Source organism: Aphanothece hegewaldii CCALA 016 (assembly GCF_003007785.1).
GTDB lineage: Bacteria > Cyanobacteriota > Cyanobacteriia > Cyanobacteriales > Microcystaceae > Chroococcus > Chroococcus hegewaldii.
Genome location: NZ_PXOH01000016.1, coordinates 13,206 through 27,999 on the forward strand (window position 1 = coordinate 13,206; position 14,794 = coordinate 27,999).

Here is a 14,794-nt window from a genome sequence, read left to right on the forward strand (position 1 = left end):
AGTAAAGTATTGCTCATCTCTAAAAAACAATACTGTCTGATTCCCCTTTTTGTTTATAGTATTTAGGAGAATTTTCTCATGACTAATCAAATTGCTCATCAAAAATTACCATTTATCCTCAAAGATAGTGTTTCCCAACAATCAGTAAGAGGAAAAGTTGCTCACATTAATAACGGACTAGAAATCTACTTTGATGGCTATGGAAATTATAGTTGTGAGCCAACATCAGGAAGTACTATTTTGATTGAAGTGTTCGAGCAAAGCCTAAGAGTTATTATTTGGGGTGACATCCAACAAGAAGATCCGACTCATGTGATTGAACTTGATGGAGCTAGAGAAGCTTTAAGAGTCAAGATTAATGAGTATAACTGAGAAATTTTAGACTTGGGGAGTAGTTATCTAGCAAGATGATTACTCCTTTTTATTTTTCTAACAAATCTAAAAGAGTTACAACCTATTCGGAAAAGTATTAAGCAGTCTTTTATAAGTTAATTTACGTCAGTTATTTTTTAGATAAAAAAAGTTAAAATTCGGTTCATGAATAGATAGCTTAAGTTTAACTCAAGCAATCTCTCTTTAGGGTTCCTAAAGTTGAGGTTGAAATTGACTGTTATTTAACTGATTCTTGTCGCTTCTCCGTCCTCTACTGGCTTAGATTCGCTTATTTTTTGAGAAGAAATATGGAGAGCAAGCAGTGTTAATGTTAAACATGAGAGTTAAAAAAAGTTTTTGGTTCATTCTAAAAAGTCTAAATAGAGACGCATTACATTCTTCATGTGGCAAATCTTGGCATAATACCAGAGTTCATCCATTGAGCAGCGTTTTTGATGCCAACAGTCCCTCAAAGCTTCTAGTGCAATATCGAGTCCGATTTTGTGGCAGAACTTAAAACAATCGACCACTGTTTTAGCAACACTATAAACGGGTACGGTAATTCCTCAATTTGATGTTCTTCGATGCCTGCTGTTCTGGATTCACCTGACAGATAGACGATTCGTAGTGGCATTAACTCTTCTTTGGGATGACGAGCTTTTTGTGCGATCGCCAGCCAGACTTCAAAGGGGAGTTGAGTTGTCAGTTGATGGAAGCTTAGGGCAGAAAGAAGACAGATGACTCGATGAGGAACTCGCACTCTGGCTTCGACTTTTGCTGTGGTGTTCGGTGACTTCTACTTCAGGAGAAGTGTAGATCCCCCGTCCTGAGCGGATCAGGAGTCCTTGTCGCTCCAGACGAAAAGAGAGATTCACGATGGATTCCTTGCTTTTCTAGTTCTTTGGCACGAACGACACCGACTTGTCCAGCAATATCTAGAGTTTGCTGGATCTTGGAGGGATGGCTCATTTTGATAAAATGCTGGTGTTTAGTATTATCTACCAACATTTGATCACAAAACTAAGTTAATTTTGACTTTTAGCCGATCGTCTTGTTGTTTTTTTCTGGTTACTCAAAAGGTTAGCTTGGTAGACTTCTATCGCCCTTTGGTGGGCGATGGGATCGTGACGATTCTGAAGCCAGTCTTGGATTAGGTCAAGGTTATAGCGAATGCAGCGACTGTTAAGCCGAACCCAGTGAATGCCTTCGATTAGTACTCCTTGTAGTCTGTATCGTTTGAGGGTCGTTCCACTGAGCTTTGCGTATCGAGAAACTTCCCGTTTGTCAACAAAATGAGTCATAGTCGTCCACAATCTTAGAAGCCTGTGAAGGTCAGAATGAAAGTTCAGACCTGTTGTGAGACGACAATACCAATCCCACACCCAGATTTTAAGCAGTATGCTAGGTTACGATGGAAAATTCATTAAAACCTAAAACTTCACGAATGAGTAGAAAATTTAATATCGGAAACTATCTAACGTCTGCTAAATCGGCTTTTCTTCTCATTTATTGGGGTAAATTTGGGGTAAAGAATTTTTATAATTGCTGGAATGTTTTCCCTGTCTGAGTTGATCAGGGGACTCATAAGCCCAAGGTCGCAAGTTCAACTCTCGCCTGAGCCATTATTTTAGAAATTAAGTGCAGTAGCAACACTTGCGGAAGACCCTCAATCAGAGTGGGGAAATTTCATCTATACCCTACAAATCAGTCGCGGGACAATCAACATAGTAAGAAATTTAATCAATCATCTTCTTTTCCTCAGCAGGAATGTGATCAGACATGGAAACAAGAAACCCTTCTCAATCAGCTTATAGCCAATTTATTGATCAGGTTAAATCCTCACAGGTTCAAAACGTGATCATTAAGTCAGATCGGATTGAGTATATTTTAAAATCAGAATTTGGTAGTAATCAATATTACACTACACTCTCTGGATCAATAGAGGGTTTAGTTAGTCTATTAAAAACTTATGGCGTAGACTATACAAATCTCACCAACAACTCATCAACTGCTGAAAATATCTTAGGTTTGCTCATTTCTGCTGGGGCGATCGCAGGAACTTTAGCCTGTCTGATGAAATTTAGCAAAGCAGGTAACGGTGTTGGTGTAGACATGGGCATCAGTAAAAGTAAAGCTCGCGTAGTCAACCGCGATGGAACGGGAATAACCTTTGCCGATGTCGCGGGAGTCGATGAAGCCAAACGAGAACTTCAAGAAGTTGTTTATTTTTTGGCGAATGGGGAGAAATATCGCAAAATTGGCGCAAAAATACCAAAAGGAGTTCTTTTAGTTGGGCCTCCAGGAACAGGTAAAACCTTACTCGCTAAAGCGGTAGCGGGCGAAGCGGGCGTACCTTTCTTGAGTATGTCAGGTTCAGAATTTGTAGAACTTTATGTGGGTGTTGGTGCATCACGAGTACGCGACTTGTTTAATCGAGCTAAACGTCAGGCTCCCTGTATTATCTTTATAGATGAACTCGATGCGATCGGAAAAACTCGCGGCAACAATCCCAATTTAGGTAACGATGAGCGCGAGCAAACTTTAAACCAATTGCTGACGGAAATGGACGGCTTTAGCGGCAATGATGGCGTAATTGTTATTGCAGCAACCAACCGTCCTGAAATTCTTGATCCTGCCTTGCGTCGTCCAGGACGCTTTGATCGTCAAGTCTTAGTGGATCGTCCTGATAAAAGTGGTCGAGTGGAAATCTTAAAAGTACACGCACAGCCTGTCGTTCTTGGAGAAGATGTTAATCTTGATGAGATCGCTAATCAAACATTTGGTTTTAGTGGTGCAGATTTAGCGAATCTTGTCAATGAAGCGGCTCTCATGGCGGTACGTCACCAGCGTCAAGCAGTGTTAATGACCGATTTTAACGCAGCCATTGAACGGGTCATTGCAGGGTTAGAAAAGCGATCGCGGGTTTTGACTCCCCCAGAACGGCAAAGAGTTGCTTATCATGAAGTGGGTCATGCTTTAGTCGGTGCATTGATGCCAGGTGGTGGGAAGGTTTCCAAAATCTCTATTGTCCCTCGTGGTATCGGCGCATTGGGTTACACTTTACAAATGCCCACAGAAGATCGCTATTTAATGCTAGAAGATGAATTACGCGGACAGCTAACAACCTTGCTCGGAGGTCGTGGGGCTGAGGAAATCATTTTTGGTAAAGTTTCCACAGGTGCAAGTGATGATATTCAAAAAGCAACAGAATTAGCAGAACGGGCGGTTACTCAGTATGGTATGAGTGACACTTTAGGCCCTATAGCTTTTGAGAAAACGAGCGCCCAATTCTTAGACGGTAGTAGTTCTCGACGCGATATTAGTCAGGAAGTCGCGGTTGAGATCGATCGTCAAGTCAAACAAAACATAGACAAAGCTCACCAAATGGCATTAGACATCTTACAACTGAATCGGCATTTGTTAGAGTCTATGACGCAAATGCTTTTAGAAAAAGAAGTCTTAGAAGGTGATGAGTTACAGACCCTTCTGGCTCAAGTAAAAGCCCCAGCGAGTTTGAATGCTTGGTTGAGCAAAGGTTAAAATCCTCAGAAAATGGGAGTAATTGGCAACCAGAGACGAAAATGAAGTGAAAAAATTAAAAAATAGATTTTGCTGTTTTCTGTTCCGAGGTGCCAATTATTCTATCTTCCTATAGTCATGGGAACTTGAGTTATATTAAGAATTGTCAATCCGACACGGAACAAGAAACCACCTGTGACAACTGAAACCAACTTTCTAAATTTACAAGAGTCATCCCCTTCTATCAATGACTATACTGAGCAATCTTTGTCAGTTAACACCGATGATATTTTTCAGTGGACAAAACAATGGTATCCGATCGCTGTCGTTGATTTTCTTGATCCTAGTCATCCTAATAAAGTGCAACTTTTAGGCCAAGATTTAGTATTGTGGAAAGATGGTACAGGTCAATGGCGATGCTTTGAAGATGCTTGCCCTCATCGACTTGCCCCCCTTTCAGAAGGTCGAGTTGAAGCGGATGGTACCTTGTTATGTGCTTACCATGCTTGGCGTTTTGAAGGTACGGGAAAATGTGTCCGCATCCCCCAAGCCAAAGACGCAGCTACAGAATCACAAATCTGTGCAAATGTCAAGGCTTGCGCTAAAGTTTATCCAACTCAAGAGCAGCAAGGATTATTATGGGTTTGGGGCGAATCAGGTTCAGACGCTTTAATTGAAAGCCAATCTCGTCAGCCTCGAACTATAAGCGAATTAGAAACCAACTCAGATCAGGTCGTAAAATTATTTTGGAACATTCGAGATTTGCCCTATGGGTGGGACTTTTTTATGGAAAATGTTGCCGATCCCGCCCATGTTCCCGTTTCACATCATGGACTGGTCGGAAATCGCTACAGAGATGCCCAGTACTATGATATGCCCCGAATTCGGGAAATCTCAACTCAAGAAGGGTTTGCTTTTGGGGTGACGACGACGAATCCTACAATTATTAATGCTGTCCATGACTTTCAGCCACCCTGCTTAATGAAAATTAGTTCGACCTTTACTGATGGTGGACAACTCATTCTAGCTCTTTATGCAACGCCCACTCGCCCAGGATGGTGTCGTCATATTGGTTGTCAAATCTTAGTGAAAAATAATGAGGGAAGAACACCCAAAGGTTTAGCATTTTTTGCGTTACCGATGCCAACTTGGCTCGGTCATGTCTTGGCTTCTCTATTCTTACATCAAGACTTAGTATTCTTACATTATCAAGAAAAAACACTGCTGATGCAACAACCCGAAAAATGGCTAGATGCAGTTTATACCCCCAATCCTCAAGATAAAATGGTCATTACCCTACGTCAATGGTTGCTAAAACGAGCCGGTGGCGGTGTTCCTTGGTTTGGTGGGTCTAATTTGATGTATCCTCCTCCACAACAAGATAAACGCCAGCTTTTTGATGTCTGGACGACTCATACTCAACACTGTACCGTTTGTCAGAAGGCAGTATCGCGTATTGAACGTCTGAAAGTATTATCTTATGTGGGTGCAATGCTTTTGTTGCTCGTTGCGCTGATGGTCGATGCGCGAGCGCTTTCGGTTCAAGCTGTTTTAATGAGGGCGGGAGAATCTTTTTTAGGAATTTGGCCCCCTGTTTTGTTTTGGGTGTTTTTAGGTTTGGCTGCTACCTTTGGAACGACGGGTTATTTATTACAAAGGTTTAGTCGCTTGTTTTATGTCTATGAGTTTGATCATGCTCAAAATCATTAAAGCAACTATAAGTCAAAAATCTTTAGACAGATTATAGTTAAAAGTGCGGAATTTTCCCACGACTGGGCATAGTCCTTGAGCGTTGGATACTTCTATCAAGGAATATGGCGGATTTGGGTTTATTCCTGCAAAAAACAAATAGGATGGCTTTTGACCACCCTATTATTCTTAAATTTTAATTTGTTTCTTCTTCATACTCAGGAATTCTATTTTTTTGTCGTTCAGGAATGTTGACTCGTTGGGGTTGATAAGTGTCAGCATCATCCCAGACATCATTCTGTATATCTTCTTCATCATCATAGTCGTCTTCTTTTTGAATGGGAGGACGATAACGCTCTACTTCTCGCTCTTGACGTGCTTCACCCCAGTTATCTTCTTCTAGTTCGGCTTCGTATTCATCCTCATAACGCATCGCTAAAGTTTGTTGGGGTGCTTGCATAGTCGATCGAACAGGTTCATAATCATCATCCTCATCCCAACGCTGTTCTAATGCGGGTGCGCTTCTAGCTGCTTCTACTGGTGTCCGAATGGGAATCCCGGTTGGTAGTTGGTTTTCAGGTTTGGCGGTTGGAGGGTAGTAAATTTCTTCTTCTTCTTTTTCCCAAGGGGGTCTACCGATCCCCATCCGTTCGAGTACGCCGACGCTTAACTGGGTTAGACGTTCTTCCGCCCCTTCAAAAACAATTAAACGGTTGGGCCCGCTACTAATAACTTCTTCGATGGAAAATTCGTAAGTACTGATTAATTGTTCGGGAATTTGTGGCAAACCCAAGGAAGCAATAATAATAGAAATTACTTTGCCACTGAGGGGATCAAATTGAAAGTCTCTGACTCGTCCTAGGGGTTCTCCTGTTTCGGTAATGACTTCGCTACTTATCAAAGTGGTATAAATGTCAATATCAACCGGTTCGATCACGTTTTCGTCGTCAACTAAAATGACATCACCTGTTTGACGAATACTGGAAAGATACATATACTGAGGCATTCCGGTCATTGATAAAAAGTTGTCTCTTAGCCCAAAAGATACAACTTCTCGCCGATCGATATCCACTAGGATTTCTTTGACTACTCCTAACTTTTTCCCATTATCACGAGTAATCACTTGTGTATTGAGAAATTCCGAACGTAAACGAGTATTTTCTGTTGTCATTTTTTCCTGTTATTGAAACCGTAGTTTCTTCTAAAACGATTAAATATAGTGTGAGTGCAATGGCAAACAGTTTTTATAATTTACTGATAATATCCTAATTTTAAAAGTTTGCTCGTAACACTTTCTTGTTTTAACTCCCATGAGCTATAAACAGATTTCTCCGTATTCTCACGGGAAGCTTTATAGGTGACTTTTCCACCATTCTAACGAATCGTTTTACTTTTGCCGAAGCTAATCTTTAAATGAATCGATGTTACATGGTTAGAGACTGTACATCGGTTTCAATCAATTTAGCTAAATCTTGTAAAAACGCGGCTGCTTGTGCGCCATAAATCACTCGATGATCACAGGTGATATTGACACTCATACGACGTTGTACACCGATCAGTCCTTCGGGAGTGGCGGCAACTTGGGGTAATGATGCACCAATGGCTAAAATCGCGCCTTGGGAGGGGGGTAAAATAGCATCAAAACGATCGACACCAAACATTCCTAAGTTAGATAGGGTAAAAGTACCACTGTTGTACTCTTCGGGTTGAAGTTGTTTAGCACGAGAGCGATCAACTAAATCTTTCCAAGTGCGAGAGAGGCTGTAAATATCGGTCTGATCAGCATTGCGGAGAACGGGAGTAATTAAACCGCCATCGGGCATGGCAACCGCGATCGCTACATTAATTGCCGAACGATATTGGATACCTTGTTCGGTATAACTAGCAGTCATGATCGGGTGTTTTGAGAGGGTATTGGCCACAGCTTTAGCGAGTAAAGCGGTCATCGTTACGCCTTTTGACTTAATTTGTCCATAGAGTTTGTCTAGCGCATCGGTGGTCATGGTGTAACCCACATGGAATACGGGGACTTCTAGACTCACCAACATATTTTGTACAACTGCTTTTTGGAGAGTCGTCAGAGGAACCGTTTGACCTGGAGCAACGGGGGCGGCAGTAACGGGAGGGGTGACGGGTTTGGAGGGAGCGGAAGTGACAGGGGGGGTTACAGGGGGAGTTACTTTACCGACGGCGCGTTCTACGTCTTCGGCGACAATACGTCCATGTGGCCCGCTACCGTTTAGGGTTTGGATATCTACGCCAAGATCTTTGGCTAGTTTTTTGGCTCTGGGAGATGCGACAATTCTGCCGTTTTGACGACTCTTCGGAGCCGATGGGACTGTTGCTGTTATTTCTTGAGGTGCGGCGGCGGCTACTGGAGTTGGTTCGGGTGTGGGGGTCGATTTTGGGGCGCTGGTGGAGGGTTGGTCGGAAGTGGCTTTAGCTTTGGCTTCTTGAATTTCGGCTTCTGTTTCGGCAATAAAGGCAATGGGTGCGCCGACGGTTGCTTCTTCTCCTGCATTAACGAGGATGACTGCTAAATAGCCTTCATAGAAGGATTCAACGTCCATATCGGCTTTATCTGATTCGACCACAACCACGGTTTCACCTTTTGCCACTTTTTCCCCTGGCGATTTTACCCAGGAGACTATTTTACCTTCGGTCATGGTGGAACTGAGAGCGGGCATGAAAATATCGTGAATCATGGTGTGGTCTGATCTAAATGTAATGACTACAGGAATTAATGCTTGATGCGTCCTTCTTTTAGGACATTGTATCAAAGATTGGGGTATCAAAGATTGGGAGCAAAGTTAAGAGCGCTCTTAACGTGTCTAAGCTTTAAAAAAAGAGGCAGTTAAATTTCACCGCGAATCTCTTCAACGATACCATCTTTAACGACAATTTCAACGTTCATTTTACTAACGATATTGTCGCCTTTTTCGAGACGGAAAAAACTTTCTAACTGAACGGATTGTACAACTTCTTGATCGAGTTCTAAAAGTTGTACTTGTTGTAATTGTTGTAAAAATTGGTTTTTACGATCGAGGATTTCGGCTTTTTTTTGATTAACTTGTCCTTGAATATTTTCAATTTGTTGTGAGGCTTGAGGTGATAGGGGTATAATACTCTGTTTTTGAATTTCTGCGATCGCTCTTTGACCCTGCATTTCTAATTGTTGTAATTGAGCGTCTAATTGTTGTAATTGAGCTTGTAATTGTTGTTGTGCTTCTTCTTTCCAACGGGTTGTTACAATAACTCTAACTGTGATCGGGCGTTTGATCAATAAACTCATATTAGGGTCTTCCATGAAAAATTATCCTTAAACATTGTCTTCTTCATCATAGGATATGTGTTTCCTCTTATTCTTATAAATTTGCTGAACCGGGCCCTTGAAAGAGAACCCAAGATAAAATAACGTTAGCGATAAATATACCCAACAAAGATGTTACAACGGCGGCTGTGGTTGATTGTCCGACTCCTTTAGCTCCTCCTGTAGTGGTTAAACCCCAGTTACAACCGATCACGGCGATCACAACTCCAAAAAATACGGCTTTAATGATGGAACAGATGATATCCCAAGGCTGAAGAAAACCGCGAATGGAATTAATAAAAACATAATATGAAATTCCATAAAAACTTTCTCCGATGAGCAGACCGCCGAGTGCACCTGTAATTAGAGATAATAAAGTCAGGATTGGTAGCATTGAACTACAGGCTAAAACCCTTGGAATGACTAAATAATCGATCGGATCGGTTTTCAACATATAAAGAGCGTCTATTTGCTCCGTGACGCGCATTGTTCCAATTTCTGCGGCAAATGCTGATCCCACTCGTCCGGCGACAACAACCGCCGTTAGGACTGGAGCAAGTTCACGGGCCAGCGCAAGGCCTAAAACGCCTCCTACATAAGATCCAGCCCCAAAGTTTAGAAATTCTCTAGCGACTTGAATTGTAAAGACCATGCCGACAAATGTCGCGGTGAGCAGTGCGATAATTGCTGATTTTGGTCCAACAAGTATCATTTGCTCGATCGTATTACGGCGATGAATTTTTGCTTGCAAGAGGTGTACAAACACTTGACCCGTTAAAAACATTGCCGCAATGAGACGCTGTAACCATTTTTGTAGCCCGCCTTTAGGAAGGCCTGAATTAGCCATATTGAGCCATCATTTGTTACTAATCTTCGTGATCCACTCTAAAGCGTTCCACTGAGGTTAGCAAGTCACGAGAAATTGATACGAGTTTTTGGAGAGATCCCCCGACTCGTTGCGATTCTTGAGAGGTTTCTTGGGCGGTAAGTTCCACCGATTGCATGACTTGAGCCACTTCATGAGAGTTTTCTCGTTGTTTGACCGTATCAGCCGTAATGGAACGTACTAAACTATCAATGCGGTTAGAAACTTGGATGATATCTTCTAGGGATTTTTTCGCTTGTTCGGAACGTTCGGTTACATCGATGACTTGTTGTATTCCTTCTTCCATTGCTGTCATTACAGAACCGGTTTCACTTTGGATTTGTAATACGATTTGTTCGATTTCTTTGAGAGATTTCGCCGAACGATCGGCTAACTGACGTACTTCATCAGCAACGATCGCAAATCCTTTACCCGCTTCTCCTGCTCTTGCTGCTTGAATTGAAGCATTCAGAGCTAGTAAATTTGTACGAGATGCAATTTGAGAAATCAAGGCGACAATTTTCGAGATTTCTTGAGAAGCTTCGGCTAAACGCTTGACTTTTCGCGCTGTTTCTGATACGGTTTCTCGAATCTGTAAAATTCCCGCGACGGTTCGTTCGACGGATTCACCACCTTTAAGAGCAGAAATAGAGGAAATACGGGCGACTTCCTCTGCTTCTCTGGCATTTTCGGCGACTCGTTGAATCGATTCGGTCATCATTTGTACCGAGTTGAGAGTAACGGCTAATTCTTCGGCCATTCGTAGCGCATCACTCGATTGATTTCGGGCAAAAGATTCACTATCGATCGAACCCTGATTTACTTGTACTGCTGCTTTTTTCACCTGACGGACGATTTCGCGGAGGTTTTGAATGGTTAGGTTAAAGGCATCAGCCACCGCGCCGAGAACGTCTGCTGTCACTTCGGCTTCTACCATGAGATCGCCTCTCGCGGCTCCTTCAACATCATCTAATAGACGTATCACCTGACGATGTAAATCTTCTTTCGCTTGTTCCGTTTCGGCTGCCCGACGTTGAGCATCAGTGGTTGTGGTTAAAACAACTCGTGCAATGTGGTTAAAACGGTTAGCCAGTTGTCCAAATTCATCTTCAGAATAAATTGTGGCTTTAACGTTAAAATTTCCTTCGCTGATGGCATCAAACTGCTTTTGTAACTCATCAAGAGTGCGGTTAACCTGAAGAATAGCGATTTGTCCTAAAAGCCAAGTTACACCAAATCCACTTAAACCCGAAAATAGCATCATCCATAAAATCGGCGGACTAAAAGGAGAAATGGCGGCTGTTTTGCTAGTCGGTTTTTGGGCGGGGACAACTTTTTCTGTTTTCGTTTTAGATTTAGTTGGGGGCGTTACTTTTTCTTTGGGTGCCGAAAGCCAAGCGATACTACTCACCAGAAAAATGACTAACACGGGAGCTACACCAGCCGCAGTTGATATAATTAGTTGTTTCGTGGCTATTTTGGCGTTTTTGAGGGGAGCAAATAAACCTAAAGAGACTTCCGCTTTCGGTCTAAATAAACGCTGTTCGGACATTACTATTGGGGGTGATTCTCGCGGCCCATGAAACTCACTCCAAGTCAGTTGACTAACCGTCTGACTACTGGGAATACCTTCAGATGAGGCTCGAAGTTGCTCACCAGAGTCTTGTTCTCCTGTATGTGTATAAAAAGCGGATTCGGGAATCGCTTTAGCAATATCGGTAATATCAAGTTGGGATATATCAGAATCATCGCCAAAATCTGTATATTCATCGAATGAGTGAGCATCATTCGACAGATTGCTTGATGGTGTATCAGCATCAAATTCATGAGAATGGAGTAAAGTACTACCTACACCCATTGAAGAAGATCCTTGAGCAGAGGAGCGTAAATCGGAGGAAACGACAAATGTTGATTCTCCAGTTTGAGCCATTCCATTGAGATGAGGATGACTATTTTCATCGGTTTCATCTTCAAAGAAAGGAAACTCATCATCTGGAGCATCGGGTAAATCTTGCCAAGAAACTCCACTTTTTGAGGATGCGTGATTCGTTTCAAAGGGATGATTCTGAAATTGACTGGCGGAAGATGAGCCTACTTTAAAAGTTTTACTTGAGTCGTTTTGAAAAGGATTAGTATAGGGTTGCGGTTGTCCAACTGTTGGCTCACCTAAATCTTCCTCACTAAATTCGTTAAATACGCCACTATCCCAAGCGAGAGAATCATTTTGAGAGTGACTAGCCCAGTTAAAATTATCATCATCATCATCATTAAATTCTTGAGTGGGATCGAATGCGGGTTCACTGATAGCGAGGCCTTCGGTTTCAGCGTTTGCATACTCAGCATCCATTGCTTGATATTGTGCTAGTTTGATTTGCTCTAGTCCTTGATAAGCATAATTTACTAATTCGGGTTGCTCATTGTAGCGTAGAACGGTTTCATATTGTTCTTGTGCTTGTGTGTATTGAGCTTGTTTTAAGTAAATATGTCCGCGTAGTAATAATGTATTACCATCGTCTGGATATTCTGAGATGATTTGAGTCGTCATTTCTAAAGCTTCATCTAACCGACCTTGACAATAGGCGGCGTTGGCTTTTCCATAGAGTTTTATATAATCTGTCCCTGCTGCCATTTGCCTCTCTCCCGTGAAAGTAAAATTAAAATGTATTACTTAAAAATATTTCTTAAGCCGCCCAACGGGCCGATCGCAAAATAGCGACATGATCCAGCAGTCGTAATGCTGTCCCTGATTCATCGGTACTAATCCATTCACCTTGAACAAATGGAGCAATTTGATCAGGAATCGTGGTTGAGATTTGTAAATTTTCTAAATCTAACCATTCCATTTCACCCAGACGATCAATGGCTAATCCTAAAATTGTTTCTTGATCTTCAATGGCAATAACTGGAATTTCGGGTCGATCGGTGTTTAAGAGGGTCGAATCTCCCAAAAACTGCCCCAGATCAGCAACCCAGATCACTTGTCCTCTTAGATTAATGGTTCCTAATAATAAAGGAGACGCATTCGGAATCGCTGTAATGCGATCGGGTGGTTGCTGCATCACTTCTCGAATTCCTGCTGCTCTTAAGACAAATTCATCTTGACACGGCAGAAAAAAGCGCAGATAAAGATCACCTTCTGGGGTTTGTAATCCTTGAAGATCGCTTGATATTTCTTGATTATTTCCTCTGAAAAAATCTCGTTGATTAACCATGACTATAATCCATGTCTATTGATCCATTGTGAGTTTACTTACGGAGGAGTTGCTTAATTGTCCCCAGTAGTTCGATCGGTTCAAATGGCTTGGCTATATAAGCATCAGCACCTTGTTTCATGCCCCAAAATCGGTCAAATTCTTCCCCTTTAGAAGAACACATGACAACAGGAACATTTTTTGTTTTTGGGTCAGATTTTAGGCGACGACAAACCTCATAACCATTCATGCGGGGCATGACAATATCTAATACCACCAGATCAGGACTTGATCTTTTAATATGTTCTATTGCTTCTAATCCATCACAGGCGATGATTACGGTCAGACCATTTTTTTTAAGGATGTCCGAGATCATTTCCCTTTGCGATCGATTATCTTCTACCAGCAAAACTTCGCTCATAACTCCCTACCTAACAAGGTTTTTTCGGGCAATCATACCCTATATTTGACTCTAACCGAATAAGAGTAAACATCATCGACTTTTTTTGATTGGTCAAGTGCCGTGTGTTATTTATGCTCATTTTGTTTTGGGCTACGGGAAACCTCGTGACGATCGTTACATATTTAATTTGCCCAAATGATCTCTATAAATCGACGTGAAGTCAGAAATTTTTAGGTTAATATAAAGCCGTTATGGGTGAGTGGGTATATTTTTCTAGCAATAAGACCAATTCGCTTGCCCCAAATGGCTTGGTTAAATAGTCGGTTGCTCCAGCCATACGTGCTTTGACGCGATCAATTAATCCTTCTTTTCCCGTTAGCATAATAATGGGAGTTTGTCGAAATGCGCTAGACTGACGCAACATCCCACAGATTTCATAGCCTTCTAGTTTGGGCATGGCAATATCACACAAAATTAAGTCGGGCTGTATTTGGAATATTTGACTCAAAGACTGTAGCGGATCAGTAATCAGGGTAAATTTATAGGGATATTGGGCTAAAATTAACTCAATACTTTTGCCAATGGTCAGATCATCATCAATACAAACAATATGTAACGATTTGTCTGTTTTTTTCGGTTTTACTTGTGATGTTTGATGTTGAGGCTCCTTATTGACAAATTGTATCCAACCTCGTTCCGCATATGGATAAAGTACCAAAGCGATCGCTAATAAGTCTCGATTCAAGTAGCGAAAAAGTTGTCTGAGTGTAATCTTTTGTTCCGACCAACGGGCTAGAGTAAGGTAAGCTTTAGGAGGAACACGACCGCGTAGTTGTTTTTCATTGGCAATGATGAAATATTGGTCTGGATGCTGAATCACTGGATAAAGTTGTTTTATTTGTTGAACTTGTCTGATGGTTTTTGTTACAAGAGGGGCTATTTCTATGGCGGTTAATTGAGGCGCTAGAGGTGAAGCCATTTCAAAGATAAAAGAGCCGTATAGTAGACTAAATAAGTCAAATAAGCTTTCTTCTACCATTTTTTGTAGTATTTTACGTCCTTGTTCGGGTGTCAGGATATTTTTCTCTAGCAGACACCACAAATAACTATACTCTGGAGTATTGAGGGTCGTCGTCGCGTTCCAAGATAATTGATCTAATTCGGCTTGCTTTTGCTCTCGATAAGGCTGTAGATAATCTCGTAAACGCAATAGGCTATTATTGCTCTGATCCGCCGCATAGACAATTTGTCCCCCGACAAAAAAAAGATACCAAAATTTTTCGTTAAAGTCCTTTAAAGGCGACAAAGACGGTAAATTCGTTTTCTGAATATACAGTTCTCCTGTGCGTTGCCCTAGCTCAATTAGTTGTAAAATACTGCGAATATCAATCTCGTTTAAGTTACCTTGCATATCCTAGCCATGATTTGCCTCTCTCAATTTTAAG

The 14,794-nt window shown here is 41.7% G+C and carries 14 protein-coding genes; 3 read left to right on the forward strand and 11 right to left on the reverse strand.

Features of this window, described 5'->3' with window-relative positions; genetic code table 11:
- Positions 1 to 78 precede the first annotated feature (78 nt).
- Entirely contained in the window at positions 79 to 372 is a 294-nt protein-coding gene (locus C7H19_RS14605; RefSeq protein ID WP_106457624.1) for a hypothetical protein, read from the forward strand.
- Positions 373 to 850: 478 nt separating this feature from the next.
- On the opposite strand, the gene C7H19_RS26805 is transcribed toward C7H19_RS14605, so the two are convergent.
- Genes C7H19_RS26805 through C7H19_RS14620 form a run of 3 tightly spaced genes read right to left on the reverse strand, consistent with a single transcriptional unit; the run spans position 851 to position 1,673 of the window.
- On the reverse strand, positions 851 to 1,132 hold the full coding sequence (locus tag C7H19_RS26805; RefSeq protein ID WP_245927541.1) for a type IV toxin-antitoxin system AbiEi family antitoxin domain-containing protein: 282 nt from the start codon (positions 1,130 to 1,132) through the stop codon (positions 851 to 853).
- A 41-nt stretch (positions 1,133 to 1,173) separates the two neighbouring features.
- Positions 1,174 to 1,341, reverse strand: coding sequence for a hypothetical protein (locus C7H19_RS26810; RefSeq protein ID WP_245927543.1), 168 nt, complete (start codon positions 1,339 to 1,341; stop codon positions 1,174 to 1,176).
- Between the two features lie 56 nt (positions 1,342 to 1,397).
- Positions 1,398 to 1,673 (reverse strand): helix-turn-helix transcriptional regulator, encoded by a 276-nt coding sequence (locus tag C7H19_RS14620; RefSeq protein ID WP_106457625.1) that lies wholly within the window; start codon positions 1,671 to 1,673, stop codon positions 1,398 to 1,400.
- A gap of 478 nt (positions 1,674 to 2,151) precedes the next feature.
- On the opposite strand from C7H19_RS14620, the gene ftsH reads away from it, so the two are divergent.
- On the forward strand, positions 2,152 to 3,912 hold the full coding sequence (gene ftsH, locus C7H19_RS14625) for an ATP-dependent zinc metalloprotease FtsH (RefSeq protein WP_106457626.1): 1,761 nt from the start codon (positions 2,152 to 2,154) through the stop codon (positions 3,910 to 3,912).
- A 174-nt stretch (positions 3,913 to 4,086) separates the two neighbouring features.
- Positions 4,087 to 5,601: an aromatic ring-hydroxylating dioxygenase subunit alpha gene (locus C7H19_RS14630; RefSeq protein WP_245927545.1), complete on the forward strand. Its 1,515-nt coding sequence runs from the start codon at positions 4,087 to 4,089 to the stop codon at positions 5,599 to 5,601.
- A 175-nt stretch (positions 5,602 to 5,776) separates the two neighbouring features.
- On the opposite strand, the gene C7H19_RS14635 is transcribed toward C7H19_RS14630, so the two are convergent.
- From C7H19_RS14635 to C7H19_RS14670, 8 genes are all read right to left on the reverse strand, one after another.
- The gene (locus tag C7H19_RS14635) at positions 5,777 to 6,751 is read right to left on the reverse strand and encodes a PRC-barrel domain-containing protein (protein WP_106457627.1); all 975 of its coding nucleotides are present in this window, start codon (positions 6,749 to 6,751) and stop codon (positions 5,777 to 5,779) included.
- 253 nt (positions 6,752 to 7,004) lie between these two features.
- Positions 7,005 to 8,285 carry a dihydrolipoamide acetyltransferase family protein gene (locus tag C7H19_RS14640; RefSeq protein ID WP_106457628.1) on the reverse strand — a complete coding sequence of 427 codons (1,281 nt, stop codon included), beginning with the start codon at positions 8,283 to 8,285 and terminating at the stop codon, positions 7,005 to 7,007.
- A gap of 149 nt (positions 8,286 to 8,434) precedes the next feature.
- The gene (locus C7H19_RS14645) at positions 8,435 to 8,887 is read right to left on the reverse strand and encodes a YlqD family protein (protein WP_106457629.1); all 453 of its coding nucleotides are present in this window, start codon (positions 8,885 to 8,887) and stop codon (positions 8,435 to 8,437) included.
- 58 nt (positions 8,888 to 8,945) lie between these two features.
- On the reverse strand, positions 8,946 to 9,737 hold the full coding sequence (locus C7H19_RS14650; protein WP_106457630.1) for an MlaE family lipid ABC transporter permease subunit: 792 nt from the start codon (positions 9,735 to 9,737) through the stop codon (positions 8,946 to 8,948).
- A 19-nt stretch (positions 9,738 to 9,756) separates the two neighbouring features.
- Positions 9,757 to 12,384, reverse strand: coding sequence for a methyl-accepting chemotaxis protein (locus tag C7H19_RS14655; RefSeq protein WP_106457631.1), 2,628 nt, complete (start codon positions 12,382 to 12,384; stop codon positions 9,757 to 9,759).
- Between the two features lie 52 nt (positions 12,385 to 12,436).
- Entirely contained in the window at positions 12,437 to 12,967 is a 531-nt protein-coding gene (locus C7H19_RS14660) for a chemotaxis protein CheW (protein WP_106457632.1), read from the reverse strand.
- 34 nt (positions 12,968 to 13,001) lie between these two features.
- Complete coding sequence (locus tag C7H19_RS14665) at positions 13,002 to 13,367, reverse strand: response regulator transcription factor (protein ID WP_106457633.1); 366 nt, start codon at positions 13,365 to 13,367, stop codon at positions 13,002 to 13,004.
- 217 nt (positions 13,368 to 13,584) lie between these two features.
- Complete coding sequence (locus C7H19_RS14670) at positions 13,585 to 14,760, reverse strand: response regulator (RefSeq protein ID WP_106457634.1); 1,176 nt, start codon at positions 14,758 to 14,760, stop codon at positions 13,585 to 13,587.
- Between the last annotated feature and the right edge of the window lie 34 nt (positions 14,761 to 14,794).